At 73.0% G+C, this 25,726-nt stretch carries 28 protein-coding genes and 1 pseudogene; 13 read left to right on the top strand and 16 right to left on the bottom strand.

The window, feature by feature from the left end; all coding sequences use genetic code 11:
• A pseudogene (locus ABZU52_RS24655) lies at positions 1 to 287 on the top strand (hypothetical protein); the annotation flags it as partial.
• 210 nt (positions 288 to 497) lie between these two features.
• Here ABZU52_RS24655 and ABZU52_RS24650 read toward each other — a convergent pair.
• A complete protein-coding gene (locus ABZU52_RS24650) occupies positions 498 to 1,418 on the bottom strand; it encodes an ADP-ribosylglycohydrolase family protein (protein ID WP_354973345.1) in 921 nt (306 codons plus the stop codon).
• Positions 1,419 to 1,491: 73 nt separating this feature from the next.
• Between ABZU52_RS24650 and ABZU52_RS24645 the strand changes: the two genes are divergently transcribed.
• Both ABZU52_RS24645 and ABZU52_RS24640 read left to right on the top strand, forming a co-directional pair.
• The gene (locus ABZU52_RS24645) at positions 1,492 to 2,181 is read left to right on the top strand and encodes a response regulator transcription factor (RefSeq protein ID WP_354973344.1); all 690 of its coding nucleotides are present in this window, start codon (positions 1,492 to 1,494) and stop codon (positions 2,179 to 2,181) included.
• 29 nt (positions 2,182 to 2,210) lie between these two features.
• Positions 2,211 to 3,614, top strand: coding sequence for a HAMP domain-containing sensor histidine kinase (locus ABZU52_RS24640; RefSeq protein ID WP_354973343.1), 1,404 nt, complete (start codon positions 2,211 to 2,213; stop codon positions 3,612 to 3,614).
• 278 nt (positions 3,615 to 3,892) lie between these two features.
• On the opposite strand, the gene ABZU52_RS24635 is transcribed toward ABZU52_RS24640, so the two are convergent.
• A complete protein-coding gene (locus ABZU52_RS24635; RefSeq protein WP_354973342.1) occupies positions 3,893 to 4,915 on the bottom strand; it encodes an adenosine deaminase in 1,023 nt (340 codons plus the stop codon).
• Entirely contained in the window at positions 4,912 to 5,706 is a 795-nt protein-coding gene (locus ABZU52_RS24630; RefSeq protein ID WP_354973341.1) for a trans-aconitate 2-methyltransferase, read from the bottom strand. Before ABZU52_RS24630 ends, ABZU52_RS24635 begins: the two co-directional genes overlap by 4 nt.
• A gap of 83 nt (positions 5,707 to 5,789) precedes the next feature.
• Here ABZU52_RS24630 and ABZU52_RS24625 point away from each other — a divergent pair, with 83 nt between their 5' ends.
• Together ABZU52_RS24625 and ABZU52_RS24620 are read left to right on the top strand one after the other, a co-directional pair.
• Positions 5,790 to 6,773 (top strand): aldo/keto reductase, encoded by a 984-nt coding sequence (locus tag ABZU52_RS24625; protein WP_354973340.1) that lies wholly within the window; start codon positions 5,790 to 5,792, stop codon positions 6,771 to 6,773.
• A gap of 88 nt (positions 6,774 to 6,861) precedes the next feature.
• Positions 6,862 to 7,053, top strand: coding sequence for a hypothetical protein (locus ABZU52_RS24620; protein ID WP_354973339.1), 192 nt, complete (start codon positions 6,862 to 6,864; stop codon positions 7,051 to 7,053).
• A gap of 122 nt (positions 7,054 to 7,175) precedes the next feature.
• On the opposite strand, the gene ABZU52_RS24615 is transcribed toward ABZU52_RS24620, so the two are convergent.
• The 7 genes from ABZU52_RS24615 to ABZU52_RS24585 all read right to left on the bottom strand — a co-directional run bounded on the left by ABZU52_RS24615 (position 7,176) and on the right by ABZU52_RS24585 (position 11,746).
• On the bottom strand, positions 7,176 to 7,379 hold the full coding sequence (locus tag ABZU52_RS24615; RefSeq protein ID WP_030338233.1) for a cold-shock protein: 204 nt from the start codon (positions 7,377 to 7,379) through the stop codon (positions 7,176 to 7,178).
• Between the two features lie 288 nt (positions 7,380 to 7,667).
• A complete protein-coding gene (locus ABZU52_RS24610; protein WP_130400249.1) occupies positions 7,668 to 7,940 on the bottom strand; it encodes a DUF4235 domain-containing protein in 273 nt (90 codons plus the stop codon).
• A complete protein-coding gene (locus ABZU52_RS24605; RefSeq protein WP_354973338.1) occupies positions 7,937 to 8,311 on the bottom strand; it encodes a DUF3618 domain-containing protein in 375 nt (124 codons plus the stop codon). Before ABZU52_RS24605 ends, ABZU52_RS24610 begins: the two co-directional genes overlap by 4 nt.
• Positions 8,308 to 8,742, bottom strand: coding sequence for a phage holin family protein (locus ABZU52_RS24600; protein WP_354973337.1), 435 nt, complete (start codon positions 8,740 to 8,742; stop codon positions 8,308 to 8,310). Before ABZU52_RS24600 ends, ABZU52_RS24605 begins: the two co-directional genes overlap by 4 nt.
• Before the next feature lie 508 nt (positions 8,743 to 9,250).
• Positions 9,251 to 10,438 (bottom strand): mechanosensitive ion channel domain-containing protein, encoded by a 1,188-nt coding sequence (locus ABZU52_RS24595; protein ID WP_354973347.1) that lies wholly within the window; start codon positions 10,436 to 10,438, stop codon positions 9,251 to 9,253.
• A gap of 82 nt (positions 10,439 to 10,520) precedes the next feature.
• Positions 10,521 to 11,342, bottom strand: coding sequence for a DUF1206 domain-containing protein (locus ABZU52_RS24590; protein ID WP_354973336.1), 822 nt, complete (start codon positions 11,340 to 11,342; stop codon positions 10,521 to 10,523).
• A 59-nt stretch (positions 11,343 to 11,401) separates the two neighbouring features.
• Positions 11,402 to 11,746, bottom strand: a complete 345-nt coding sequence (locus ABZU52_RS24585; protein ID WP_354973346.1) for a hypothetical protein — start codon at positions 11,744 to 11,746, stop codon at positions 11,402 to 11,404.
• 117 nt (positions 11,747 to 11,863) lie between these two features.
• Between ABZU52_RS24585 and ABZU52_RS24580 the strand changes: the two genes are divergently transcribed.
• Positions 11,864 to 13,090 (top strand): cysteine desulfurase-like protein, encoded by a 1,227-nt coding sequence (locus tag ABZU52_RS24580; RefSeq protein WP_354973335.1) that lies wholly within the window; start codon positions 11,864 to 11,866, stop codon positions 13,088 to 13,090.
• Positions 13,087 to 13,374 (top strand): GNAT family N-acetyltransferase, encoded by a 288-nt coding sequence (locus tag ABZU52_RS24575; RefSeq protein ID WP_354973334.1) that lies wholly within the window; start codon positions 13,087 to 13,089, stop codon positions 13,372 to 13,374. Before ABZU52_RS24580 ends, ABZU52_RS24575 begins: the two co-directional genes overlap by 4 nt.
• A 9-nt stretch (positions 13,375 to 13,383) precedes the next feature.
• On the opposite strand, the gene ABZU52_RS24570 is transcribed toward ABZU52_RS24575, so the two are convergent.
• Positions 13,384 to 14,874, bottom strand: a complete 1,491-nt coding sequence (locus ABZU52_RS24570) for a glycoside hydrolase family 3 N-terminal domain-containing protein (RefSeq protein WP_354973333.1) — start codon at positions 14,872 to 14,874, stop codon at positions 13,384 to 13,386.
• Between the two features lie 217 nt (positions 14,875 to 15,091).
• Here ABZU52_RS24570 and ABZU52_RS24565 point away from each other — a divergent pair, with 217 nt between their 5' ends.
• The 4 genes from ABZU52_RS24565 to ABZU52_RS24550 all read left to right on the top strand — a co-directional run bounded on the left by ABZU52_RS24565 (position 15,092) and on the right by ABZU52_RS24550 (position 18,514).
• Positions 15,092 to 15,217, top strand: coding sequence for a hypothetical protein (locus tag ABZU52_RS24565; protein WP_255750123.1), 126 nt, complete (start codon positions 15,092 to 15,094; stop codon positions 15,215 to 15,217).
• 49 nt (positions 15,218 to 15,266) lie between these two features.
• Entirely contained in the window at positions 15,267 to 16,217 is a 951-nt protein-coding gene (locus ABZU52_RS24560; RefSeq protein WP_354973332.1) for a TIGR03557 family F420-dependent LLM class oxidoreductase, read from the top strand.
• A gap of 73 nt (positions 16,218 to 16,290) precedes the next feature.
• On the top strand, positions 16,291 to 17,922 hold the full coding sequence (locus ABZU52_RS24555) for a RecQ family ATP-dependent DNA helicase (protein WP_354973331.1): 1,632 nt from the start codon (positions 16,291 to 16,293) through the stop codon (positions 17,920 to 17,922).
• A gap of 88 nt (positions 17,923 to 18,010) precedes the next feature.
• Positions 18,011 to 18,514, top strand: a complete 504-nt coding sequence (locus ABZU52_RS24550) for a hypothetical protein (RefSeq protein WP_354973330.1) — start codon at positions 18,011 to 18,013, stop codon at positions 18,512 to 18,514.
• Here the strand turns inward: ABZU52_RS24550 and ABZU52_RS24545 are convergent.
• Positions 18,504 to 20,090, bottom strand: a complete 1,587-nt coding sequence (locus tag ABZU52_RS24545; RefSeq protein ID WP_354973329.1) for an MFS transporter — start codon at positions 20,088 to 20,090, stop codon at positions 18,504 to 18,506. The genes ABZU52_RS24550 and ABZU52_RS24545 overlap by 11 nt on opposite strands.
• Positions 20,091 to 20,173: 83 nt before the next feature.
• On the opposite strand from ABZU52_RS24545, the gene ABZU52_RS24540 reads away from it, so the two are divergent.
• Positions 20,174 to 20,935, top strand: coding sequence for a TetR/AcrR family transcriptional regulator (locus tag ABZU52_RS24540; RefSeq protein WP_354973328.1), 762 nt, complete (start codon positions 20,174 to 20,176; stop codon positions 20,933 to 20,935).
• 9 nt (positions 20,936 to 20,944) lie between these two features.
• On the top strand, positions 20,945 to 21,979 hold the full coding sequence (locus ABZU52_RS24535; RefSeq protein ID WP_354973327.1) for a helix-turn-helix domain-containing protein: 1,035 nt from the start codon (positions 20,945 to 20,947) through the stop codon (positions 21,977 to 21,979).
• Positions 21,980 to 22,133: 154 nt separating this feature from the next.
• Here ABZU52_RS24535 and ABZU52_RS24530 read toward each other — a convergent pair whose 3' ends face one another.
• The 4 genes from ABZU52_RS24530 to ABZU52_RS24515 form a co-directional block, all read right to left on the bottom strand.
• Positions 22,134 to 23,117 (bottom strand): DNA topoisomerase IB, encoded by a 984-nt coding sequence (locus tag ABZU52_RS24530; RefSeq protein ID WP_354973326.1) that lies wholly within the window; start codon positions 23,115 to 23,117, stop codon positions 22,134 to 22,136.
• Positions 23,101 to 24,054: a glycosyltransferase family 9 protein gene (locus tag ABZU52_RS24525; RefSeq protein WP_354973325.1), complete on the bottom strand. Its 954-nt coding sequence runs from the start codon at positions 24,052 to 24,054 to the stop codon at positions 23,101 to 23,103. The genes ABZU52_RS24530 and ABZU52_RS24525 overlap by 17 nt, the downstream gene beginning before the upstream one ends.
• Positions 24,051 to 24,752, bottom strand: coding sequence for an SDR family oxidoreductase (locus ABZU52_RS24520; RefSeq protein WP_354973324.1), 702 nt, complete (start codon positions 24,750 to 24,752; stop codon positions 24,051 to 24,053). Before ABZU52_RS24520 ends, ABZU52_RS24525 begins: the two co-directional genes overlap by 4 nt.
• Positions 24,749 to 25,726, bottom strand: a 978-nt coding sequence (locus ABZU52_RS24515) for a PfkB family carbohydrate kinase (RefSeq protein WP_354973323.1), incomplete at its 5' end; no start/stop codon positions are given. The genes ABZU52_RS24520 and ABZU52_RS24515, both read right to left, overlap by 4 nt.

Genomic DNA, 25,726 nt, shown 5'->3' with positions numbered 1-25,726 from the left:
TGGCCGCCGGCCTGCTGGCCGGGCTGGGCGGCGGCGCGGCGATCGGCTGGCTGGTCAGCCGGTGGCGCCGACGCGACCCGGACGAGGCCGCCGCGCTCGCCGAGGTGACCGGCGACCCGGACGAGGCCGCGACGCTGGCCGACATAACCGGCCGCGGCAACGACGCCGCAGCGCCAGACCCGCAGCCCACCGACCCGACGCCCACCGACGCCCAGCCCGCCGACGCCCAGCCCAGCGACCCGCAGCCCGCCGACGCCCAGCCCGCTGTTCCCGCGGCATCGCGGTGATCCACTCGGGTTCCCGGAAACCGTGGCATCCAAGCCGCCCGGACAGCCCGATTTAGCGGTGATCCACTCGGCTTTCAGGAAACCGCGGCATCCCCGCCGCCCGGACGGCCCGATTTGCAGGAAGCCGAGTTGATCGTGGGCCGCCCCGCCTCAGGGCACCGCCCGCGCAGGGGCAGCCCGCGCAGGGGCAGGGCAGCGCCCGGGCGGGCGTCAGGGGAGCCAGGTCGGTAGCGGCTCGCGGGCGGCCAGCCACTCCTCGGGCACCCCGCCCGGGGTACCGACGCCGGTGTGCGCCGCCACCACCGCTCCCGCGATGGCGGCCGTGGTGTCGACGTCCCCACCGGCCCGTACGCACGTCTCGATGGCCGCCGGATAGTCGTCGAGGTGGGTGGCGGCCACCCAGAGGGTGAACCCCACGGTGTCCTGGGCGGTCACCCGGGAGCCGTTGCCGAGCGCGGCCACCACCCGGGGCAGCGGGCGGCCGAGCAGCCCGGCCGCCCGGTGTACGCCCCGGTGCACCTCGGTGCCCGGATCGAGAGCGGCGGCGATCCCGGCCAGCAACCGCTCCGGAGCCGGCCGGTGCCCGTCGAGGCGGGCCCGGGCGGCCAGCGCGGCGGCGACGGCGACGGCGACCGCGCCGGCGATCCCCTCCGGGTGCGCGTGCGTCACCTCGGCGGAGGCGCGGGCCTGCGCCGCGGCGCGCGCGGTCGAGTCGGCGAAGTACGCGCCCAGCGGGCCGACCCGCATGGCTGCGCCGTTGCCGCAGGAGCCCTGCCCGTCGAAGGCGGAGGCGGCGGCCAGCGGCCACGGGGTGCCGGTGCGGATCAGCCCCAGGATCAGCATCGCGCCCGCGCCGTAGCCCCGGCGCGGGGCGCACCGCTCGGCGAAGGAGAGGGCCAGCCGGTCCCGGTCGATGCCGCCGGAGTGTGCCAGCTCGGCGAGGACCGAGCAGGCCATCTCGGTGTCGTCGGTCCACTCCCAGGGCGCTCGGGGCAGGGCGTCGGCGGCGAGGTCCACGGGCGCCGGCCCCGGCAGGAAGTACTGCGCGCCGAGCGCGTCGCCGGTGGAGAGACCGGCGAGGCTGTCCCGGGCGAGCGCCAGGCGGGCATCGGCGAACAGGGTGAACGACATCGTCGTACCAGCTTGCCCGGCCGCCAGGCACGTCGCAACGCGATCAACTTGCCAGGCCAAGTACGGTCTTGTCGTGGCCTCCGTGCTCCTGGTCGAAGACGATCACGTCGTACGCGGCGCGATGCTGCGGTCCCTCACCGACCGGGGGCATGCCGTGCACGCCGTGGGTACGGCGCTGGACGCGCTGCGTCGGGTCGCCGCGGAGACACCCGACCTCGTGGTGCTCGACCTCGGCCTGCCCGACCTGGACGGCTCGGACGCGCTGCGGATGCTGCGCGGCATCACCGACATTCCGATCATCATCGCCACCGCCCGCGACGACGAGCAGTCGGTGGTCAAGCTGCTGCGCGCCGGCGCCGACGACTACATGGTCAAACCGTTCACCGGAGCGCACCTGGACGCCCGGATCACCACCGTGCTGCGCCGGGCCGGCCGGGCCAGTCGGTCCGTGCAGCCCGCGGTGCACAGCGTCGGCGGGCTGCGGGTGGACGTGGGCGAGCGCAGCGCCCACCTCGACGGGGAGCCGCTGGCGCTGACCCGCAAGGAATTCGACCTGTTGGCGTATCTCGCCGCACGACCTGGGCGGGTAGTGTCCCGCCGGGAACTCTTGGAGGAGGTATGGCGGCAGCCATCGGTCGGCGAGGATCAGACCATCGACGTTCACCTGTACTGGCTCCGCAGAAAGATGGGCGAGTCCGCGGCGAAGCCGCGCTACCTGCGCACCGTGCGGGGGGTCGGATTCCGGCTGGTGGCACCGGACTGAGGACGGCGCTGGCCCTGCTCACGGCCGGCATGTGCAGTCTCGTGGCGCTCGCGTTCCTGATTCCGCTCGGGCTCAGTCTGCGCGAGCAGAGCCGGGACGAGGCGATCGCCGACGCGGCCCGGCGCAGCGCGTTGGTGACCGGGGCGTTGGCGGTGAGCACCGACCCGGCGGTCGTCGAGCGTGCCGTGGTGGCCAGCGCCGAGGACGCCCCCACCCGGCCGGTGGTGCACGGTTTGGGGCTGGACGAGTCCGCCGGTCAGGCCAGCGGCAGCGACCTGGACCGGGCCCGCTCCGAGCGGCGGTCGTTGGTCGTCGACGTCGACGGTGGGGTGGCCCGGCTCGATCCGGTCGTCCTCGGTGACCGGACGGCCGTGGTCGAGGTGTTCCTTCCGGAGTCGACGCTGGGCGAGGGCGCCGGCGGCACCTGGCTGCTGCTGTTCGCGGTCGGTGCGGCGATGGCCGGCGCGGCGGTGCTGGTGGTCGACCGGGTCGCCGCCCGCGCGGTGGAGTCGACCCGCGGTCTGGTCAAGGCCGCGCTCTCCATCGGCGACGGCGACCTCGGCGTCCGCGTCGAGCCGACCGGTCCCCGCGAGCTGGCCGAGGCCGGGTACGCCTTCAACCGGATGGCGGACCGGCTGGACGCCGCCCGCACCGACGAGCGGGAGTTGGTGGCCGACCTGTCGCATCGTCTGCGTACCCCGTTGACGGTGCTGCGGTTGGACGCGGAGGCGTTGGAGTCCGACGACACCAGCGTGGGTTCGTTCAGCCAGGCGGAGTTGGACCGGCTGCGCGGTATCCGACGGATCCGGCAGGCGATCGTCACCCTGGAAGGTGAGATCGACGTATTGATCAAGACCACCCGTAAGGCGGTGGCGCACGAGGCCGGGCCGGCGATGTGCGATGTCAGCGAGGTGGTTCGGGACCGGATGGTGTTCTGGGCGGCCCTCGCTGGCGACCAGAACCGGCCACACCGGGTCAACGGCGCGCAGCTGCGCATCCCGGCGCCGGTGCCACGGGCCGAGCTGGCCGCCGCGCTGGACGCGGTGATCGGCAACGTCTTCCGCTACACCCCGCAGGGCACCGCGTTCGAGGTGGCGGTGTCCCGGCGCGACGGTTACGTGGCGATCCGGATCGACGACGCCGGCCCCGGCATCGCCAACCCGGACCGGGCACTGCGTCGAGGCGCCAGCGACCAGGGCTCGACCGGGCTCGGCCTGGACATCGCCAAGCGGGTGGCGTTGCAGGCCAACGGCTCGGTGAGCATCGACCGTGCCCGGCTCGGCGGGGCCAGCGTGGTGATGCTGCTCGCCGACCCGGAAGCGACGCCCCGGCAGGTCAGCCGCTTCGGTCTGGTCGGTCGGATGGCCCGCGACGCCCGGGACACGAAGGTCAGCGGACGTCGCTGGCCGCGCCAGCGCCCCGCCGACGACTGACCCGGCCGAAACCCCGGGGCTGTGCGGCGGCGCAAGTCTTCCTTAGATCGCGGTTAACGACCGCGTTGGATCGGCCGCGGCCTGACAGGATCAGAGCACGAACCCACCAGTTCCACCGGCCGAAGCGCACCACGCACCCACGGCCGGTGGTGCCGTGCGCGCGGCGGGAGTCACAGGTCCCCCCACACCCACGCTCCCGCCGCGCGCCCTGCTCCCCGACCAGCCCAGGTCACACGCCGGGCGTCCGACCGGGCCGACCAGCCGAGCGATCGGCCAGCTCAGCCGGCGGTGCCGAGGTACGCGTCGATCTCGCCGAGGATCCGCTGCTGACCGGCGAGGTCGAGGAAGGACGCGGTCACCGCGTTGCGGGCCAGCCCGGCCAGACCCTCGGCGCCGACGCCGAGCAGGCGGGCCGCCACCGCGTACTCGTCGTTGAGGGTCGTGCCGAACATCGGCGGGTCGTCGGAGTTGATGGTGACCAGCAGCCCGGCCTCGACCAGCCGAGGCAGCGGGTGCTCGTCGAGGCTGGCCACCGCCCGGGTGCGGACGTTGGACGTCGGGCAGATCTCCATCCCGATCTGCCGCTCGGCCAGGTACGCGAGCAACTGCGGGTCCTGCGCGGCGGAGATCCCGTGCCCGATCCGCTCGGCGCCCAGCTCGTTCAGCACGTCCCAGACGGTCTGCGGCCCGGTGGTCTCCCCGGCGTGCGGCACCGAGCGCAGCCCGGCCGCGCGGGCCTGGTCGAAGTAGGGCCGGAACTGCGGCCGGGGTACGCCGATCTCCGGGCCGCCCAGACCGAAACTGACCAGCCCGTCCGGACGCTCGTCCAGCGCGATGCGCAGCGTCTCCTCGGCGGCCGGCAGACCGGCCTCGCCGGGGATGTCGAAGCACCAGCGCAGCTCGATGCCGAAGTCGGCCAGGGCGCGCTTGCGGGCGTCCTCGATGGCCTCGCAGAACGCCGGCGCGGCTATGCCCCGCCGGACGTGCGAGTACGGCGTGATGGTCAGCTCCGCGTACCGGACCTGTTGGCGGGCCAGCTCCCGGGCCACCTCGTGGGTGAGGATCCAGACGTCCTCCGGGTCGCGGATGAGGTCCACGACGCTCAGGTAGACCTCGATGAAGTGTGCGAAGTCGCGGAACTCGAAATAGTTGGCGAGCGCCTCCGGATCGGCGGGCACGGGGGTGCGCCCCTCGTGGCGGGCGGCCAACTCGGCGACGATCCGGGGCGAGGCGGAGCCGACGTGGTGCACGTGCAGCTCCACCTTGGGCAGGCCGGCGATGAAGGTGGGCAGGTCGGTCACGGATTCTCCTGGGCATGGTCGCCGGTGCGGGCGACGACGAAGACGCGGCGGAACGGGAAGTACACCTGACCCTGCCGCACCGGGTACGCCGCGGTGAGCCGTACTCCCAGCTCGGCCCGGAAGGCGGACCAGCCGGCGGCGTCCAGCGCGGCCCGGACCGGGCGCAGCGCGGTGCCTTCCATCCAGGTCAGCACCGGGTGCTCGGCGGCGGATCGAGCCGGCAGCAGGTGCACGTAGGTAGTCTCCCAGGCGTCCACCGCGCAGCCGGCGGCGGTCAGCAGCGCCGCGTAGTCGGCCGGGTCGTCGACCGGGTCCGGGCGCAGCAGCGGGGCGACGTCGGCCCGCCAGGTCGGCTGGTTGGCGACCTCTCGCAGGGCGCGATGCGAGTCGGCGTCGAAGTTGCCGGGGACCTGCATGGCGAGCCACGCTCCGGCGGGCAGCTCGACGGCCCAGCGGCACAGCAGCTCCTGGTGGCCGGGGACCCACTGCAACGCGGCGTTGCTGACCACCACGTCCTCGTCGCCGGCCGGACGCCAGTCACGCAGGTCGGCGACCGCGAAGTCGACAGGCGCGCCGAGGGCCGCGGCCCGCTCGATCATGTCGGGTGAGGAGTCGAGGCCGACCACCCGGCTCGTCGGCCAGCGCTCGGCGAGGGTGGCGGTGAGCTGGCCGGGGCCGCAGCCGAGGTCGACCACCGCCCGGGGTCGCTCGGCCGGGACCCGGGCGACGAGGTCGTGAAACGGCCTCGACCGCTCGTCGCCGAAGCGCAGGTAGGTCGTCGGATCCCACATGATCGCCTCCCAAACCGTACGTCCGTACTGCTAAAGGTACGGCTCGCCTGGCAGGGTGGCAAACCGATCACTAGGCTCGGGGCATGGAACAGCGCAGCTTCAACCGGCTCGGCCGGACCGTTGGCGCGGTCGGCCTGGGCGCGTGGCAACTCGGCGCCGACTGGGGCACCGTCAGCGAGGACGACGCGATGGCGGTGCTTTCCGCCGCCGTGGACGCCGGGGTCACCTTCCTCGACACCGCCGACGTGTACGGCGACGGCCGCAGCGAGCAGCTGATCGGCCGCTTCCTGCGCACCCGACCCGACGCCGGGCTGACCGTCGCCACCAAGATGGGCCGCCGCGTCGAGCAGCGGCCGGAGGCGTACACCCTGGCCAACTTCCGGCAGTGGACCGACCGCTCCCGGGCCAACCTGGGAATGGACACCCTGGACCTGGTCCAGTTGCACTGCCCGCCCACCGAGGTCTTCTCCTCCGACGAGGTCTTCGACGGCCTGGACACCCTGGTCGCCGAGAAGGCCATCGCCGGGTACGGGGTCAGCGTCGAGACCTGCGACCAGGCGCTCACCGCGATCGCCCGACCGGGGGTGGCGAGCGTCCAGATCATCCTCAACGCGGTCCGCCACAAGCCCCTGGAGCGGGTGCTGCCGGCCGCGGCGGCAGCCGGTGTCGGCATCATCGCCCGTGTGCCGCTCGCCAGCGGCCTGCTCTCCGGTCGCTACGACGAGCACACCGAGTTCCCCGCCGACGACCACCGCAACTACAACCGGCACGGCGCGGCCTTCGACGTCGGGGAGACCTTCTCCGGGGTCGACTTCGACCGAGGTCTGGCCGCCGTACGCCGGCTGGCCCCGCTGGTCGACGCGGACCGCACGATGGCGCAGTTCGCGCTGCGCTGGGTGCTCGACCAGGCCGGCGTCACCGTTGTCATCCCCGGTGCCCGCGACGCCGACCAGGCCCGACGCAACGCCGCCGCGGCGAACCTGTCCCCGCTCACCGACGAGCAGCTGGCAGCCGTACGCGAGACCTACGACGAGCTGATCCGCCCGCAGGTGCACGACCGGTGGTGACCCGCGCGCCCGGGGTGCTCGCGTCGCACCGCCCGGCCGGCGATGCTGGACGTCGGCGCGCCGCCCCGGGCGGCGGAGAGGGGACGCGATGAGGGGCTGGCTTCCGCTCACCCTGGGTCTGCTGGCCGTGGTGATCGGTGCGGTGTGGACGGTCCAGGGCCTCGGCTACGTCAGCGGCAGCGTGATGACCGACCAGAAGATCTGGGCGGTGCTCGGCCCGATCGTGGCGCTGGCCGGGCTGGTGGTGCTCTGGCTCGGCCTGCGCTCGCGCCGACGCTGAGCGGTGCTCCACTCACGAGCGTGAACACGTGGAAAGCCCCGCACCCCAACCCGGATGCGGGGCTTTCACAACGACCCTGAGCCGGATCGTCCCACTGGCCGGCGAGGGCCGGCCAGTCCTACTCAGATGGGACGGACCTGCTCAGCCTGCGGGCCCTTCTGACCCTGAGCAATCTCGAACTCCACCCGCTGGTTCTCCTCCAGCGAGCGGTAGCCGCTGGTCTGGATGGCCGAGAAGTGGACGAACACGTCAGCACCCCCACCATCGACGGTGATGAAGCCGAAGCCCTTGTCAGCGTTGAACCACTTCACGGTTCCCTGAGCCATGTGTTTCTCCCTCTAAAAACTGGCGGCCGTGCACGCCGTCCGGCCGATCGGCCGTTTTTGAGCAGCGGCGCCTGAGGCAGCCCCACGAAGGAGACTTCTCTCAACCCACGCCGTCTCGCAACAGCGGGGATCAGCAAATCACGGACGCAAAAAGTCTGTCACGACCTCTCCGACGAATTTCTCCGACATGTGACCTGACGGATGCCTCAGGTGCGCTGGGCGGCGTCCGATGCCATGCGAAAGCCCCCTTCCCATCGATGCGGGAAGAGGGCTGAAGTCGCTGCCTGGTCAGTCCGGCCAGCTACCGGTCATCCGGCGTACGCCGACCGCGCCGCCCCGGTCCACGGCGGCCCGGACGACCGCGAAGATGGCGCCCTGCAACGCCGCGGCGGCCAGGATCTCGCCCCAGCCGCGATCCTCGTCGGTCGCGTTGGGCGCCTCACCATCGCCCGCGGTGACCTTCCAGACCTGCCGGAAGATCGCCCCGGCCACCGTGCCCGCGGCGATACCCAACAGGACGCCGACCGGCCGGTACGCGACCCTGCCGATGCTCTTGCTCACCTACGCCTCCCCCGCACGATCATCAGCACCACCACGGTGGCCACCGCACCGGCCGCAATGGCCGCCCACGGCACCGGGTTACGGCGCACCATCTCACCCTTGTCGTACGCCCGTGCGCGTACCAACTCACCCTTCTCGTACGCCTGCGCCCGCGCCATCCCGGCGCCACGCGCGGCCTGCTCGCGGACCCGGGCGACGGTCTGCGCCGCCTGCTCCCGCATCCGCTCCTTGGCCTGCTCGGCGGACTCCTTGAGACGCGCCTTGACGTCGGCCTTGGCGGCCAACGCCTCCATCGTCTCGCCCAACTCGACCCGGGTGCGACGGATCTCCTCGCGGAGGGCCTCCGTGTCGCCGGTCCCGTTGCCGCTCATTGCCGCCCCCTGTCCTTCACTGCGGCGGTGACGGTGTCCACGTCTGCCCGCAGGCTGCGGACCGTGGCCGCCGGCACCGGCGGGACGGCACGGCTGACCTGCTTCTTGCCCACCAGGGCAAGAACGCCGGCCACCAGGAAGCAGGCCACCGCCACGATCAACGCCGCGGACCAGGCGGGCAACACCAGGTCGAGCAGCAGGATCGCCGTGGCGACCAGCGCACCCAGGCCGAAGAACGCGAGCGCGCCACCGCCGCCGAACAGGCCGATCCCGATGCCCGCGTGCTTACCCTTCTGGGTCAACTCCGCTCGGGCCAGCGTCAGTTCGTCCCGCACCAGGCGGGAGATCTGCTCGGTGGCCCGCTGCACCAACTCGGCGGTGGAGGGCTCGCTCCCGTTCTGGGATGTGCGGGCTTTCGCCACGTCAGCCATGCTGTCCTCCTTCCCTCATCACCGCGCTGTATGCCCGAAGTCGCCGCTCGTCAATCCTAAAGCGCGCCAAGCGACTCACCGTCCCCGTTGTCCGGACGCCGCGCCGCCGATCCACGGTCAGTAGCCGCGATCACGCCAGAGACGTCCGGCAGCACATCCCCCACCCAACCCCAACCAAACCTCCCGCAACGGCCCCCCTCTCCCCTGCCCCGCCACCTCCCGCCCCGCCACCTCCCGCCCAGCCCCCTCCCGCCCAGCCCCCTCCCGCGCGTGATCAAGAGGTTTCGGTCAGGAAACGCCGGGGTGGCTGACCGAAACCTCTTGATCAACCCGCTCAGGGGGTGCGGGGGAACGCGGGGCGGCGGCGGGGCAGGGCGACGCAGCGCGGGCGAGGGGCGCTGCGGCGAGGGTCCGCGCTGGGCGGGCAGCGCAGCGCTGGCGGCGCGGGGCGGGGCAGCGCGGGGCGGGGCGGGGCTGCGCGGGGCGGGGCAGCGCGGGGCGGGGCGGGTTAGGGGCGGGTTTCTTCGGGGCCTACGAAGGCTTCGCTGCGGGCGTCGCCGTCGTCGCTGCCGCCGAAGACACGGGCGTCGTCGGGTGCCTCGGTGTCGGACAGGCGGCGGGCCGGCCGCCTCGGCTGCACCCACTGCCAGGACAGGTTGCTGTTGGAGTCGCCCAGCTCGGTGCGCAACCGGGGCATCGCGGTCGGGCGGTTGTCCCGGATCCAGGCGACCAGGTGTTCCCGGACCAGGCAGCGCAGGTCCCACAGACTGCCCGCGTCGGCGGCGCTGACCAGCGCGCGTAGCCGCACCGTCCCGCCGGTGGCGTCGGTGACCTGAAGGACGCAGACCCGGCCGTCCCACAGCTCGGTGCCCTCGACGAGCCGGCGCAGCTCCTCGCGCATGGTCTGCACCGGCACCGCCCAGTCCACGTCGAATTCGGCGGTGCCGAGCACCGCCGCCTCGGTACGGGTCCAGTTCTGGAACGGTTTGCTGGTGAAGTACGAGGTGGGCAGGATCAACCGTCGGTCGTCCCAGATCTGCACCACGACGTAGCTGAGGGTCAGCTCCTCGATGCGACCCCACTCCCCCTCCACCACGACCACGTCGTCGAGCCGGACGGCGTCGCTGAAGGCGAGTTGGAGGCCGGCGAAGACGTTGCCGAGCAGGCTCTGCGCGGCGAGCGCGGCCACCACACCGACCACACCGGCCGAGGTCAGCACACCGGCGCCGATGCCGCGCACGCTGGGGAAGGTCATCAGCATCACGCCGACGGTCAGGATGACGATCACCGCGATGGTCAGTCGGCGCAGCATCACCACCTGGGTGCGTACCCGCCGGGCGTGCCGGTTGTCCGGTACGTCGACCCGGAACCGGGCCAGCGCGGTGTCCTCCACGACGACCAGCAGGCCGGCGACCAGCCAGGCCATGGTGGCGATGACGCCGAGGGTGAGCAGGTGCAGCAGCAGCCGTCGCCAGCTCTCGCCGACCGCGTACCCGGTGGTGAAACGGACGGCGAACTGCACGGCCAGGACCGTTCCGGCGACCTGGAACGGGCGGTGCGCGTGATCGGTCAACTCGGTCAACAGCAGTGACCGGCGACCGTACCGCCGGGTCAGCCGGTGGATGACCTCGACCAGGAACAGGGCGACCGCCGCCGCGATGAGCGCGGCGACGGCCGTTTCGAGATAGTTCTGCACGGCTTCGGTGCTCCCCTTCGACCAGGCGTCGGGCACTTCGGGCAAAAGCCCAAGAGTGCCCGACATCCGTGGTATCGACCAGTCAGACCTTGCGGTACCGGGACTGGAGGAAGCAGTAGACGCCGAAGGCGGCGATGCCCAGGGCGACCAGGGTCAGCAGGAACGTGCCGTAGGACTGCTCCTGCAGGGTGTGCAGCGCGGCGTCCAGACCACGGGCCTTCTCCGGGTCGTAGTTCACCGCGGCCACGATGACCAGCAGACCGGCGATGCCGTACGCGACGCCCTTGGCGATGTATCCGGCCATGCCCAGCCGGCGGGCGAGCTGGCGGGTCTTCGGGCTCATCTCGCCGGTCTTGAGGTGCTTCTCGAACTTCTTGCGGGCACCGTAGATCACCAGGCCGATGCCGATCGCGGCGACCACCAGCCCGGCGAGGCCGACCAGCCAGCGGCCGCCGGCGGAGGTCATCAGCTTGCCGGTCAGCGCCTCCTGCTGGTCGGCGCTGTTGGACTCGGCGTCCTTGAAGACCTTGAAGGCGGTCCAGGCGAAGTAGAGGTAGACGATGGTCCGGCCGGCCGAGGCGAGCCGTTCCATGACCCGCTCCTTGCCGCGCTCGGCGCGGTGCCCGACCGCCGCTTCGAGGGCCTGCCAGATCGCCATCGCGAGCAGGCCGACCGCGACGGCGATGACCAGGAACTTGCCGAGGGGCTGTGCGGAGAGGGTACGCAGCGCGCCGGACTGGTCGCCGTCGTCGGACGACGTGCCGAACGCGATCTGCAACGCCAACCAGGCGAAGAGAAGGTGGACGATGCCGTAGCCGATGAAGCCGGCCCGGGCGAGGAGTTCCAGCCACCGGCTGTCCGCCGTTCGGGAGGCGGTGGCTTCGGCGCTACGGGTGAGTGACATGGCGTCACAATCTCCGATTCGGAAGATTCCCAAACGTCGGCCACCGCCGCCCGCGCGGGTCAGCTGCCCGGGTTACGCGATACGCGGATCTTGACCTGTTGGTCGGTCACGCTGTCCAGGGTGACCGCGAAGCCGCCGGCCTCGGTGGCCTGCTGGCCGGTGGTGAGGGTGAGTTGCTCGCCGGCGACCTCGACGGTCACCTGGTCGCCCTCGGCGCCGACCAGCTTGGCCTCGACGCCCAGGATGGTGGCGCTCGCGTCGACACCCCGCTCGAAGGTGACAGTGCAGGCGTCCAGCCCGCAGTCGGTGGAGGCGCCCTGGGAGCTGCACCCGGCGAGCACGGCGAGGCCGAGCGCCAGACCGGCGAAGAGACCGGCGGCGCGGCGGACGGGGGGAATGGGCATGGTGGCGGGTCGGTTCGTCACCTCGCCAAGAGTACGAGACATCAGCGACGTCGCCGCCCAACGGTGATCACCTGGCGGCCGGAGAGAGCACGAGGAGCACCGGCTAGGGTCCGGGACATGCCGTTCGACATCGCCCGCACCCGGGCCGCCTACCCCGCCCTGACCGAGGGCTTCGTTCACTTCGACGGTGCCGGCGGCACCCAGACCGCGGCCGGTGTGATCGACGCGGTCACCGACGCCATGCGCTCGGCGGTCGGCAACCGCAGCGCTGCCTTCGCGCCGGGTCGCCGGTCGTTGGAGCTGGTGGCCGAGGCCCGTTCGGCGGTGGCCGACCTGCTCGGCGCCGACCCGGCCGGGGTGGTGCTGGGCCCGAGCGCGACCGCGCTGACGTACACCATGGCGCGCACGCTCGGCGCGGCCTGGCGCCCGGGTGACGAGGTGGTGGTCTCCCGGCTGGACCACGACGCGAACGTGCGGCCGTGGGTGCAGGCCGCCGAGGCGGCCGGCGCGACGGTGCGCTGGGCCGAGGTCGACCGGCACACCGGTGAGCTGCCCGCGGCCCAGTACGCGGACCTGGTGGGTGAGCGGACCCGGTTGGTCGCGGTGACCGCCGGCAGCAACGCCATCGGCACAGTGCCGGACGTGTCGGCGATCGCCAAGACCGCGCACGCGGTCGGCGCGTTGGTCTACGTCGACGGGGTGCACTCGGTTCCGCACGGGCCGACCGACCTGGCCTCGCTCGGCGCGGACGTGCTGGTCACCAGCGCGTACAAGTGGTCCGGCCCGCACCTGGCGGCGATGGTGGCGGACCCGGCCCGGTGGGCGGCGTTGCACCCGGCGAAGCTGGTGCCGTCCTCCGACGCGGTGCCGGACCGGTTCGAGTACGGCACGCCGAGCTTCCCGCTGCTGGCCGGCGTGGCCGCCGCAGTGGATCACCTGGCGGGGCTGGACCCGGACGCGGTCGGGGACCGGCGGGCGCGGCTGCGGGCCGGGCTGGCCGCCGCCCAGGCGCACGAGGAGGCACTGCTGGACCGGCTGCTGGCCGGGCTGGCGCAGCGGCCGGCGGTCACCGTCTACGGCTCGCCGGCGCGGCGCTGCCCGACGGTCTCGTTCCGGGTCGCCGGGATGTCGCCGGCGGCCACCCAGGAGGCGTTGGGCGCGGCCGGGTTCTGCCTCTCCGTCGGCGACTACTACGCCTACGAGTACTTCCAGCTGATGGGTCTGCGCGACAGCGGCGGCGCGGTGCGGGCCAGCATCTACCACTACAACACGGCTGACGAGGTGGACCGGTTGCTCGCCGAACTCGACGCGCTGGCCGAACCGGCGGGGAGAATGGCCGGATGAGCACCCTGGTCGAGGACAACCCGGCGAAGCACCGCTTCGAGATCCTGGTCGACGACGCGCTTGCCGGCTTCGCCGCGTACCTGCCACGCGGGGAGGTCCTGGTCTTCACTCACACCGAGGTGGACCAGAGCTTCCAGGGCAAGGGAGTGGGCAGCACGCTGACCCGGGGCACCCTGGACCAGCTTCGGGCACGTGGCACGAAGATCGTGCCGCAGTGCCCCTTCATGGCCGCGTTCATCGACAAGCACCCGGAGTACGCCGACCTGGTCGCCGACCTGACCTAGGCGGTGCGCCTAGGGCAGGCCGGCGCCGGTGAGCACCTCGGCGGCGGCCCGTCCGCTGGCCCGGGTGGCGCCGTGGGTGGCCAGGTGCACCGCCCCGGTGATCAGCTCGGGCACGCCCAACTCGACCACCACCGCGTCCGGTCGGGCGGTCAGCGCGCGGTGCACGCCGGCCCGCATCCAGTCGTGCCGGTGCAGGTCGCGGACGACCAGGACCAGGGGCCGGCTGCCCGCCCCGACGCCCGGGTCCGCCGGTACGTCGGTCTCGGCGTAGCGGACCGTGCTGGTGCCCGGCAGCAGCTCGGCCAGCGGCCCGCCGATGCCCCACGGGGTCTCGGCGCCGATGGCGATGTTGCGCGGCGGCTCGAACTCGACGACGTGTGCCGCGCGGGTCAGTGGCAGCGCGACCGACGTGCCCGGGGCGGCGGTGACCCGGACGGCCCGGCGGGCGGCGACCAGCCCGACGTCGGCGGCGCCGCGCGCCGAGCCGGCGCTGCGGGCGGCCACCGTCCAGGCGGCGAGTTGACCGACGCGCTTGGCGGCCTCGGCGAGACGTTCCTCGGGCAGCTCACCGGAGACGACGGCGGCCACGATGGCGTCGCGCAGCTCGCGGGCGGCCTGCTCGTCGGCGTGTTCGCCACCGATGCAGATGGCGTCGGCTCCGGCGGCGAGGGCGCGGACCGTGGCCCCGGCGAAGCCGTACCGGTCGGCGACCGCGCGCATCTCCATCGCGTCGGTGACCACCACCCCGGAGAAGCCCAGCTCGTCGCGGAGCAACCCACCCAGGATGCGCTGGCTCAGCGTCGCCGGCAGGTGCGGGTCGAGGGCGGGCACCAGCAGGTGACCGGTCATCACCGCCTGCACCCCGGCGGCCACGGCGGCGCGGAACGGGGCCAGTTCGCAGGCGTCCAGCCGGTCCCGGTCGGCGGTGATCCGGGGCAGGTCGTGGTGGGAGTCGACCCGGGTGTCGCCGTGCCCGGGGAAGTGTTTGGCGCAGGCCGCGACACCACCGGCCTGGAGCCCGCGGACCCAGGCGGCGGTGTGCCGTGCGACCAGCACCGGGTCGGCGCCGAAGGAGCGGACGCCGATCACCGGGTTGGCCGGATTGGAGTTGACGTCGGCGTCCGGGGCGTAGTTGAGGGTGAGCCCTGCGGCGGCCAGCTCGGCGCCGAGGTCCCGGGCGACGGCCTCGGTCAGCTCCGGGTCGTCGACCGCCCCGAGGGCGAAGTTGCCGGGCCGGGAGCTGCCGTGCACCGACTCCAGCCGGGTGACGTCGCCGGCCTCCTCGTCGATCGCCACGATGACGTCCGGCCGTTCCGCGCGCAGCGTCGCGGTGAGCGCGGCCACCTGCTCGGTGTCGACGACGTTGCGGGCGAAGAGCACCACCGAGCCGAGACCCTCACCGAGCCAGCGGCACACCCATGGCGGTGCGGTGGTGCCGACGAAGCCGGGTTGCAGGACGGCGGCGGCGAGCGCCGGGAGGTGCCCGGTGGTCGTGGTCACTCCGCCCCCTCGCAGTGATCGGCGTCGATCACCGGCGACGATGCGCCCCCGTCGATCCGCTGGTTGCGCTCGCTCATGCGGCCCCCGTACCCCATCTCTCGCGCGCCCTCGGCGCACCGCCACCGGCAGGCGGTCCTGCCATGGTCACACTGAGCGATTCAATAGTCAATAAACCTTACAGTTGCCTGGCGGCCCGCTCCCCGGGGAGAGTGCGGGGATGGATCCCGTGCTGCTGGCCGACGCGACGAGCCCGGCCGACATCCCCGGCGTACGCCTGCTCGGCCTGGTGGTCGGCGCCCTGCTGCTGCTCGCCGCGATCCGGGCGATGTTCGGCCGACGCTGACCGGGGTACGGCTCCCCCATCAGCAGTCCGCGTGCCGAAGGGGTAAGCCATGAAGATCGGATACTTTCTGTCCAGTGAGGAGTTCACGCCAGCCGAGCTGGTGGAGCAGGCGCGCGGTGCCGAACGGGCCGGCTTCGAGGCGCTGTGGATCTCGGATCACTACCACCCCTGGGTGGACGCACAGGGCCAGAGCCCGTTCGTCTGGTCGATGATCGGGGCGCTCAGCCAGGTCTGTTCGCTGCCGGTGACCACTGCGGTGACCTGCCCGACCGTGCGGATCCACCCGGCCGTGATCGCGCAGGCGGCGGCGACCAGTGCGGTGCTGCACGGCGGACGGTTCGTGCTCGGCGTCGGCACTGGCGAGGCGCTCAACGAGCACATCTTCGGTGACGCCTGGCCGCAGGCCGACACCCGGCTGGAGATGCTGGAGGAGGCCGTCGAGGTGCTGCGCGCGCTGTGGGGCGGCGACTTCGTCAGCCACCACGGCAAGCACTACACAGTGGAGCAGGCCCGGATCTACACGCTGCCGGACACTCCCCCGCCGATCTACGTCTCCGGCTTCGGGCCGAAGGCCATCGATCTGGCCGCCCGGATCGGCGACGGCTATGTCAGCACCATGCCCGACGCCGACATGGTCCGGCGGTTCCGCGAGAACGGCGGCGGGGACAAGCCGTGCCAGGCCGGCTTCAAGGCGGCGTACGCGGACAGCGAGGAGGAGGGGCTGCGGATCGCGTACGAGCGCTGGCCCAACGCGGGGGTGCCGGGTGAGCTGTCCCAGGTGCTGCCCTCGCCGCGACACTTCGAGCAGGCCGCCGAGCTGGTCAAGCCGGAGATGCTGAAGGAGGCGTTCGTCTGTGGCAACAGCGCCGACGCGCACCTGGAAATGATCGACAAGTACGCCAAGGCCGGCTTCGACGAGGTCTACGTGGCCAACACCGGCCCGCACTACCAGGGCCTGTTCGACCTCTACCAGCGCGAGGTGCTGCCCCGGCTGCGCTGAGTCGCTGGCACCCGAGCCCATGATCTTCCGAATGCGTTTCGGCGGTCGTGGGCTCGGGTACCTCCGGCCTTCGATGAAACTGTCCACGCACTCGATGACGTTGCGCCGCGCGGCCCGCAGCCTTTTCGGCTGGAAGGCGCTGCGGCCCAACCAACTGGCCGCCATGCGCGCGGTGATGAAGCGACGCGACGCCCTGGTGGTGTTGCCCACCGGGGCCGGCAAGTCGGCGATCTACCAGATCCCGGCCAGCCTGATCCCCGGCCCCACCGTGGTGATCTCCCCGCTGCTGGCACTTCAGCAGGACCAGATCGCCTCCCTCAACGAGCGTCAACGCCCCGAGCTGCGGGCGGTGCGGATCAGCTCGAACGAGTCGCCCACCCAGCAGGCCGAGGCGCTCACGGAGGTCCGGGAGGGCCGGGCGGAGTTCCTCTTCATCACCCCGGAACAGCTCAGCAACCCCGAGCGGATGGCCGAGGTCGCGGCGTTGAAGCCAGCGCTGGTGGCGATCGACGAGGCGCACTGCATCTCCGCCTGGGGGCATGACTTCCGCCCCGACTATCTGGCGCTCGGGCACCTCATCGACGGCATCGGCCGACCGCCTGTGGTCGCGCTGACCGCCACCGCCTCCCCGCCGGTACGCGACGACATCATCGCCCGGCTGCGGCTGCGCGACCCGGATGTGGTGGTCTCCGGGCTGGACCGGCCGAACCTGTTCCTCGAGGTGGCGCACTGCCCGGACGAGGACTACCGGTGGCGGCGCCTGATCGCGCTGCTGCGCGACGAGGGGCGACCCGGGATCATCTACGTGCCGACCCGCCGCGCCGCCGAGGAGCTGGCCACCCGGTTGACCGACGCCGGCCTGCCGGCGCAGTTCTACCACGGTGGGATGGCGATGGGCGCCCGCGCCGAGCTGCACGAGGCGTTCCTCGCCGACCAGGTTCCGATCATGGTGGCGACCTCGGCGTTCGGGATGGGCATCGACAAGCCGAACATCGCTTGGGTGGCGCACATGGCGCTGCCCGACTCGCCGGACAGCTACTTCCAGGAGATCGGCCGGGCCGGGCGCGACGGGCAACCGGCCCGGGTGCTGCTGCTCTGGCGGGCCGAGGACGTGGGCCTGCAACGGTTCTTCAGCGGGGGCCTGCCCGACGTCGACGAGCTGCGCGACCTGGCCGCGCTGCTGCGCCGCAAGCCGGCCACCAAGACCGAGCTGCGCGAGACCACCGGCCTCGGGCCGCGCAAGCTGGGCCAGTACCTCTCCCTGCTGGAGCAGATCGGCGCAGCCGAACCGCGCGCCCGGCAGCGCATCGGCGTACCGCGTTACGCCCCCACCCCGACCGACGCCGCCGCGGCGGCGCTGGCCGAGGCGGAGCGTCAGCAGACCGTAACCCGGTCCCGCACCGACATGATGCGGGCCTTCGCCGAGACCACCGCCTGCCGGGGGCAGACCCTGCTGGCCTACTTCGGCGAGCAGATGACGCAGGTCTGCGGCCACTGCGACAACTGCCACAACGGCACCAGCGTGGCCGACCAGGGCGCGACCGGGCCGTTCCCGGTGCACAGCCAGGTGCGTCACCCGGAGTGGGGGTCCGGCCTGGTGCTCTCCTACGAGGAGGACAAGATGACGGTTCTCTTCGATGAGGTCGGGTACAAGACGTTGTCGGTGCGCGTGGTGTCCGAACAGGGCCTGCTGACCCTGGACTAGCCTGACCCGGGCACCGGTGTCGGGCCCGGTGGATCGACCAAGCAGAGCATCGATTGACCAAGCAGAGCAGGGCGGAAGGGGCGTTGTCGTGATCGAGCAGCCGGCGTACACCGGGTTCGGTTTCTCCGACGGGGAGTGGGGGCTGCTGGTCGGCCTGCCGCAGTCGGTGCTGACCGCGGCGAGCGCCGCCGAGTCCGACGGCACCCGCCGGACCATGGCGGAGAATGCGGCCGGGCTGGAGACCATCGCGGCCGGCCGGGAGTCGGCCAGCCCGCTGGTCGCCGCCGTGGCTGGCGAGATCGTCACCCGGGTCGGTGACCCGGAGACCGGTGAGGAGTTGCCGGTCATCGCGCCCGCCGACCCCCGGGCGTACATCGACGACGTGCTGCTGCGGGCCGGCGAGGCCGGCGCGTTGCTGGCCGCGCGGGTCGACGAGGGTGAGGCCGGCGCGTACAAGCACTGGCTCGTGAAGATCGCCGAGCAGGTGGTGGGCGCCGCGTCCAGCGGTGGGTTGCTGGGCATCGGCGGCGAGTCGGTCAGCGACTCCGAGCGGCGTTTCCGCGACCGGCTCGCGCACGTGCTCATCGACTGACCGACGACATCGAGGCATCGGCCGGACCGGTCGGCTCGGCGGCCACCGCCGCGGAGTCGGCCGGTCGGACGCCGCGCAGGACGACCAGCGCGGTGACCGCGCCCAGCAGCATCACCGCCATGGCGGCGTACGCGGCCAGGTGCAGCCCGTCGGTGAACGCGACAGCGGCGGCGTGCCGCACCGCGTCGGCCAGCTCCGCCGGCAGCCCCTGGGCGACCGCGAGTGCACCACCCAGGGTCTCCTGGGCCGCGTCAGTGGTGTCCGCGGGCAGCCCGGCCGGAAGGCCGTCGACGATCTCGCGGCGGTAGACCGCCGCACCGACGCTGCCCAGGATCGCCATTCCCAGCGCGCCGCCCAGCTCGCTGCTGGACTCGGTCAGGGCCGACGCGACACCGGCCTGCTCCGGTGGCGCCGCGCCGAGGACCAGCTCGGTGACGAGGGACATCACCATCACCAGACCACCCGCGTAGACGCTGGCGCCGACGAGCAGCAGCCACAGCGGCGTCTCCGGGGTGACCCGGGTCAGCACCGCGAAGCCGACCACGGCGATCCCGAACCCGGCACCGATCAGGTACGCCCGTTCGACGCGCTGGGCGAGGGCGGCGGCGGCCGGGGCGACCGCGCTCACGGCGAGGGACGGCACCAGGCTCCACAGTGCCGCCCGCAGTGGGCTCACGAGCACCAACTGGAGGTCCTGGGTGGTGAAGATGGCGAAGCCGACGATGGCGAACATCGCCAGCAGGTTGACCGCGAGCGACCCGGCGAAGCCGCGGCGGCGGAACAACGCGAGATCGACCATCGGGTACGCGCCGGTCCGCTGCCGGTGCAGGAAGAGCGCGCCCACCAGCAGGCCGCCGACGATGGCGAGCACCCGCACCGGGCTGACGCCGTCGCGGGCCATCTCCTTGATGCCGTAGATCACCGGCAGCAGCGCGCCGAGCGACAGCGCCGCGCTGATCAGGTCGAACCGTCCGGTCGCCGGGTTGCGGAATTCGGGCACCAGGAGCGGGGCGAGCAGGAGCAGCATCAGCATCGCCGGGATGTTGATCAGGAAGATCGAGCCCCACCAGAAGTGCTCCAGCAGGATGCCGCTGAGCACCGGGCCGATCGCGATGCCGCCGGTCAGGGTGGCGGTCCAGACACCGATGGCGGTGCCGCGCTGCTTGGCGTCGTGGAACATGTTGCGGACCAGGGCGAGGGTCGACGGCATCAGGGTGGCCCCACCGACGCCGAGGACGGCCCGCGCGGCGATCAGCGTCGCGGTGCTGTCGGCGTACGCGGCCAGCAGCGACGCCGCCCCGAACGCGGTGGCGCCGGTCAGCAGGAGCCGGCGTCGGCCGATCCGGTCACCCAGAGCGCCCATGGTGATGAGCAGCCCGGCCAGCACGAAGCCGTAGATGTCGAAGATCCAGAGCTGTTCGGTGGCGCTGGGTCGCAGCTCCGCGCTGATGAACGGGACGGCGAAGTAGAGCACCGACACGTCCATCGAGACCAGGAGCAGCGCCAGCATCAGCACCGTCAGCCCGATCCACTCCCGCCGGCCGGCCCGCGGTGCCGGCGCACTGGTGGTTGTCATGATCAATTCCCCCTTCTGCGTATGACGTACGCTGTTATGCGTAGACCATACGCAGAACTAGGATGGCGAGGCAAGGAGGAAATGTGGCGGCGAAGAAGGACGACACCGGGCCAGCGCTCCCGCCGGCCATCGAGGGCGCGTGGGGGCTGCGGGAACGACCACCCAAGGGCCCCCGGCCCGGATTGAGCGTGCCCGCCATCGTGGACGCCGCCGTCCGCGTGGCCGACGCCGACGGCCTGGCCGCCGTCTCGATGAGCCGGGTGGCCAGGGAGCTGGGCGCCGCGACGATGGCCCTCTACCGGTACGTCGGCTCGAAGGACGAGCTGCTGATGCTCATGGTGGACACCGGGTACGGCCCGTCCCCCGGCCCGCCCGGCCCGAAGGACGACTGGCGTACCGGCCTCACCCGGTGGGCCTGGGCCGAGCACGACGTGCTGCGGCAGCGGTCCTGGTTGCTGCACGTGCCGATCAGCGGCCCACCGATCACCCCGCAGCAGCTCGGCTGGATGGAGGACGGGCTGCGCTGCCTCGACGGCACCACCCTCGGCGAGAGCGAGAAGATGTCGGTGCTGCTGCTGATCACCGGGTACGTCCGCAACGAGGCCACCCTCACCGCGCAGATCGCCGAGGGCAGCCGGGCAGCCGGCGTCGAGCCCGCCGAGATGATGCCGGCGTACAGCCGGATGGTGTCCCGGCTCATCGACCCGGCCCGCTTCCCCGCGCTGCACCGGGTGCTCGCCGCCGGCGTGCTCAACCAGGACGACGACCCCGACGACGAGTTCGCCTTCGGTCTGGACCGGATCCTCGACGGCGTCGAGGCGCTGATCCAGCGCCGAGCGCACTGAGGGAGCCCGATGCTGCCGAAAGACACCATCGACACCACCGTCCTGCCACCGGGCGAGCGGTTCGGCATGTGGCTGGACCTGGTCGCGCGCACCTCGGCACCGCTGCGCATCCGGTCCGCGCACAGCGACGACTTCGCCGCCCGGGCCGACTTCCTCGACCTCGGCCCGATCCAACTGGTGGAATACCGGTACCCGTCGCTGGACGCCACCCGGACCCGCAAGCTGGTCCGTCAGTCCGACCCGGAGCTGTACATCCTCGCCCTCACCACCGGCGGCATCGGCACGTCCAGCCAGGACGGTCGCCGCAGCGAGATCCTCGCCGGCGAGTTCACCTTCTACGACGGGTCCCGGCCGCACGACGTCTGCCACCACGCGACCGAGCCGGAGCGGGACCAGGCCACCTCGATCATCACGCTGATCCCGCACGCCGCCCTGCCCCTACCGCCGCAGCGGCTGGCCGCCCTCTACGGCGGCCGGATGTCCGGCAGCGAGGGGATCGGGGCGCTGCTGGCGCAGTTCCTGCTCCAGGTGACCGGGCACCCCGAGCAGTACCACGCCGCCGACGCCAGCCGGCTCGGCGCGGTCGGGCTCGACCTGGCCACCACCATGCTCGGCCGGCACCTCGTCGCCGAGGACGCCGTGCCCACCGAGGTCCGCCGCCGGGCGCTGCTCACCCAGGTGCAGTCGTACATCCACCGCCACCTCGGCGACGCGACACTCGACCCACAGGTCGTCGCCGACGCCCACCACATCTCGGTGCGATCCCTGCACCGGTTGTTCGAGGCCGAGGACACCACTGTGGCGTCGTACATCCGGAACCTGCGGCTGGCCCGGTGCCGGCGCGACCTGACCGACCCGGCGCTGCGCAACCAGCCCGTGCAGGCCGTAGCGGCGCGCTGGGGATTTTCCCACAAGGCCCACTTCAGCCGGGCTTTCAAGGCCGCCTACGGCACCACCCCGCAGGAGCACCGCGACGGCGGCTCGGATCTGGCGCGGATCGTCAACCGCCGGGCGTCCACGGTCAACTCGCGGCCGGCAGACTGACACCAGCGCGGCCGACCATCGCCTGTTGGGCCGCCAACGGGGGCCGTGGCGAGGCGCCCGCCGCGAGAGCGGCGGGCGGCCGCCCGGTGGCACCCCACCCACGCCCGAGGCTCCGGTCCCGTCGCGCTTCCCCCAGAATCGCCGACGGGGCCGGTCAGGACTTCTCCAACAGCTCCAAAACGACCCGCTCCGCCTCCTCGCGAGGCGCCCGCGGATCCACCGACGCCACCACCCCGTCGTGGTAGAGGTCCACCACCCGAGGGTCCACGTACGACGCACGGGCCACCGTCGGCGTGTTGCCCAGCAGCTCCGCCACCTCGCGCATCACCGCGACCACCGCCTTGCGTCGCGCGGTCACCGAACGGGCCGGGCCGGCGGTGGCCAGCTCGGTGGCCGCCAGCACCGTGGCGTGCCAGGTGCGGAAGTCCTTCGCGGTCATCTCCCCACCGCTGGCGTCGCGCAGGTAGCAGTTGACCTCGTCGCTGCGCACATCGCGCCACTCCCGGCCGTCCCAGTAGCCGAACAGCCGATCCGTCCGTCGCCGACGACGGCGCAAGGTGACCAGCACCTGGCACAGCTCCGGGTCCTCGATCCGGCGTACCTGCTCGATGCCCCCCTTCGCGGGAAACACGAGCACCACGCAGCCGCCCCGGGACCGGGCATGCTCGGGGCGCAGGGTGGACACCCCGTACGTCGGGTCGTCGCCGGCCGCGTACTGGTCGCTGCCGACCCGGAACATCCCCATGTCCAGCAGGCGGGCCACAGTGGCCAGCACCCGGTCCCGGCCCAGGCCACGGCCGTCCAGGTCCCGCCCCACCCGCTCGCGCAGCGTCGGCAACCGGCGGGCCACCTCCAGCATGTGGTCGAACTTCGCCTCGTCCTGCTTCTCCCGCCACCGCGGGTGGTAGACGTACTGCTTGCGCCCGGCCGCGTCGATCCCGATCGCCTGGATGTGCCCGTTCGGATGCGGCGCGATCCAGACGTCCTGCCAGGCCGGGGGGATGACCAACTCCCGCAGTCGGGCCAGCACCTCCGGATCCCGCACCGGAGCCCCGGACGGGTCGACGAAGAGCCAACCCCGTCCGCGCCGACGCCGTCCGTACCCCGGTCGACCCGGGTCGCTACGCCGCAACCGCACCGGAGACCCGCACCACCCTCTCCACCTCGGCCACCGCGGCCAGCACCTCGTCGAGACGCAGAGCCGCCATCGTCGGGTGGCTTCCTACCCCGTCCCACCTGGGCCAATCCGCCGTACCAGCCCAGAGCACCCGGTGCCGTGGCCGGTCCGGAGGTGGCCCCCAGTGCGCCGGCGGCACCGGTCCGAAGAGGACCACCGACGCGGTGCCGTACCCGGTGGCCAGGTGGGCGATCCCGGTGTCCCCGCTGACCACCAGCCGGGCGTCGGCCACCAGCGCGGCGAGCCCGCCGAGGTCGGTCCGGCCGGCCAGGACGGCGTCCGGGCTCAGGCCCGCCGCCTCGGCCACCCGGGCCGCCAACGCCCGCTCGTCGGCCGAGCCGGTGAGCAGCACCCGGTGCCCCTGGTCGGTCAGCGTCCGGGCCAGCGCCGCGAACCGCTCGGGGGGCCACCGCTTGGCCGGAATCTTGCTACCCGGGTGCAGCAGGGTGACCCCGCTGGGCAGCCCCGCCGACCCGGGCCGGCGCAGGCTCAGGTCGGCGCGGTCGGTGGGGATGTCGTACCAGGACAGCAGCCGGCACCACCGGTCCACCTCGTGCTCGTCGACGGCCCAGCGCGGGCCGTCGGCGCAGCCGGCGTCCGCGTTGGCGAAGGCGAACAGCCGACCGGGCCGGGTGGCCGCGAGCAACCGGTGCGACTGCGGGCCCCGCCCGTGCAGGTTGACCGCGACCCGCGGGGCCGACCCGACCCGGAGCGGTCGGTCCAGCCCCTCGGTGTCCACCAGCCGGTCGACGCCGCCGACCAGGTCGACCAGCGGGGCCAGCCAGCCGGGCGCGGCGAGCACCAGCTCCCGCGAGGGGTACGCGGCCCGCAGCGCCCGCAGCGCGGGCACCGCGGTCACCAGATCGCCGACGCCGAGGGCGCGCAGCACGAGGATCACGGGTACGAGGTCTCCTGCTCGGCGCAGACCACCATCTCGCGCACCGCGCAACCGGGCGGCTGGTTGAGCGCGAACATGACCGCGGCGGCGGTGTCGGCGGGCTCGTTGAGGATCGCGTCCGGCCCCGGCCTGTACTGCGGGTCGCGTTCGTCGAAGAACGCGGTGCGCATCCCACCCGGAATGAGCAGGGTGACGCCGACCTGACCGGCCAGCTCGGCGGCGAGGGCTCGGGTGAACCCCACCACCCCGAACTTCGCCGCGCAGTACGCGGTGGCGTCGCTGACCGCCTTGACGCCAAGGGTGGAGGCGACAGTGACGACGCGACCCCGGGAGGTCAGCAGGAACGGCAACGCCGCCCGGATCACCGCTGCGGTGGCCAGCAGGTCGACGGCGACGATCCGGTCCCAGGTCTCCCCCGGCACGTCGGCGAGTCGGCCCGGCATGTCCGTGCCGGCGGCGGTGACCACCGCGTCCAGACCACCGGCCTGCTCGGCGAGGTGCCGTGTGGCCACCTCGGCGGCCCGCGTGTCGGCCAGGTCGCACTCGGTCCAGGACACCCCGTCGACCGGCGGCTGCCGGTCCAGCACGAGCGGCCGGCCACCGGAGGCGGCCACCGCGGCGACCACCGCGGCGCCGAGCCCACTGGCACCGCCGGTGACCAGGACGGTGGGCCCGGCATCGGGTCGGGTGGCGGTCACCGGGTGCGCTCCGCGAGCGTACGGACGATCAGGTCGGTGGTGGAACGACCGTCCAGATAGGGCACCACCACGGTGTTGCCGCCCCACCGGCGCAGCACCTCCGCCTCCGGCAGGGTCGCGTCCCCACCGCCGGTGGCGTAGTCGCCGCCCTTGACCCAGACGTCGGGGCGTACCCAGGACAGCACCGCCTCCGGGGTCGGCTCGTCGAAGATGACGACCGCGTCGACGCAGCTGAGGGCGGCCAGCAGCCGACTACGGTCCCCCTCGGACAGCACCGGCCGATCCGGCCCCTTCAACCCGGTCACGCTGGCGTCCGAGTTCAGGCAGACGATCAGGCAGTCGCCGAGCTGCCGGGCGGCCTCCAGGGTGGCCACGTGCCCGGCGTGCAGCAGGTCGAAGCAACCGCCGGTCGCCACCACCGTGCCACCCGCGGCCCGTACCTCACCCAGGAGCGTGGCGACGGCGGCGACCCCCACCCGGTCAGCCACCGCAGCACCTCGTGGTGCCGGCTGGAGGGCTCGCGGCCCCGGGGCGCTCCTGGCCCGCAGCGCGGGCCCCGACGGAGGCAGCGCCGTCGCCACGCCCCCGCCCGCCACGTACGCGGACGCCTCGGCGACCGCCACCTGCACCGCCTCGGAGACCAGCGCGCCCCGGGCCAACGCGAGGCTGGCGGCCGCCGCGAACCGGTCCCCGGCACCGCAGGTGTCCCCCTCGGCGCTGCCCGGGGTCGGCACCACCAGCGGCGTCGACCCGGCGTGGCAGAGCAACGCGCCGTCACCGCCCAGCGTCACCGCGACCGCGCCGGCCCGCCAGCGCCGCCGTAGCCCCTGGGCGCCGCGGGACGCGGTGGCCAGTCGGGAGGCGCCGGGCAGCGCGGGGACCAGCTCGCGCACCTCGGACTCGTTCGGGGTCGCCAGGTGCACGCCGGGCACCGCCGCCGGGCCACGCGGATGCGGGTCCCACACCACCGGCGC

It is taken from the genome of Micromonospora sp. NPDC005220 (assembly GCF_040607895.1).
GTDB lineage: Bacteria > Actinomycetota > Actinomycetes > Mycobacteriales > Micromonosporaceae > Micromonospora.
The sequence above is the reverse complement of the archived record's forward strand: the minus strand, read 5'-3'. Positions and strand labels throughout refer to the sequence as shown.

What these genes read in the sequence shown, in the direction of transcription:
- ABZU52_RS24650 (WP_354973345.1), bottom strand. Translation starts at nt 1,418, where the DNA reads ATGTCGTTCACCCTGTTCGCCGATGCCCGCCTGGCGCTCGCCCGGGAC.
- ABZU52_RS24640 (WP_354973343.1), top strand. Translation starts at nt 2,211, where the DNA reads ATGTGCAGTCTCGTGGCGCTCGCGTTCCTGATTCCGCTCGGGCTCAGT.
- ABZU52_RS24630 (WP_354973341.1), bottom strand. Translation starts at nt 5,706, where the DNA reads ATGTGGGATCCGACGACCTACCTGCGCTTCGGCGACGAGCGGTCGAGG.
- ABZU52_RS24625 (WP_354973340.1), top strand. Translation starts at nt 5,790, where the DNA reads ATGGAACAGCGCAGCTTCAACCGGCTCGGCCGGACCGTTGGCGCGGTC.
- ABZU52_RS24620 (WP_354973339.1), top strand. Translation starts at nt 6,862, where the DNA reads ATGAGGGGCTGGCTTCCGCTCACCCTGGGTCTGCTGGCCGTGGTGATC.
- ABZU52_RS24615 (WP_030338233.1), bottom strand. Translation starts at nt 7,379, where the DNA reads ATGGCTCAGGGAACCGTGAAGTGGTTCAACGCTGACAAGGGCTTCGGC.
- ABZU52_RS24605 (WP_354973338.1), bottom strand. Translation starts at nt 8,311, where the DNA reads ATGAGCGGCAACGGGACCGGCGACACGGAGGCCCTCCGCGAGGAGATC.
- ABZU52_RS24600 (WP_354973337.1), bottom strand. Translation starts at nt 8,742, where the DNA reads ATGGCTGACGTGGCGAAAGCCCGCACATCCCAGAACGGGAGCGAGCCC.
- ABZU52_RS24590 (WP_354973336.1), bottom strand. Translation starts at nt 11,342, where the DNA reads ATGTCACTCACCCGTAGCGCCGAAGCCACCGCCTCCCGAACGGCGGAC.
- ABZU52_RS24585 (WP_354973346.1), bottom strand. Translation starts at nt 11,746, where the DNA reads ATGCCCATTCCCCCCGTCCGCCGCGCCGCCGGTCTCTTCGCCGGTCTG.
- ABZU52_RS24580 (WP_354973335.1), top strand. Translation starts at nt 11,864, where the DNA reads ATGCCGTTCGACATCGCCCGCACCCGGGCCGCCTACCCCGCCCTGACC.
- ABZU52_RS24575 (WP_354973334.1), top strand. Translation starts at nt 13,087, where the DNA reads ATGAGCACCCTGGTCGAGGACAACCCGGCGAAGCACCGCTTCGAGATC.
- ABZU52_RS24565 (WP_255750123.1), top strand. Translation starts at nt 15,092, where the DNA reads ATGGATCCCGTGCTGCTGGCCGACGCGACGAGCCCGGCCGACATCCCC.
- ABZU52_RS24560 (WP_354973332.1), top strand. Translation starts at nt 15,267, where the DNA reads ATGAAGATCGGATACTTTCTGTCCAGTGAGGAGTTCACGCCAGCCGAG.
- ABZU52_RS24555 (WP_354973331.1), top strand. Translation starts at nt 16,291, where the DNA reads ATGAAACTGTCCACGCACTCGATGACGTTGCGCCGCGCGGCCCGCAGC.
- ABZU52_RS24545 (WP_354973329.1), bottom strand. Translation starts at nt 20,090, where the DNA reads ATGACAACCACCAGTGCGCCGGCACCGCGGGCCGGCCGGCGGGAGTGG.
- ABZU52_RS24535 (WP_354973327.1), top strand. Translation starts at nt 20,945, where the DNA reads ATGCTGCCGAAAGACACCATCGACACCACCGTCCTGCCACCGGGCGAG.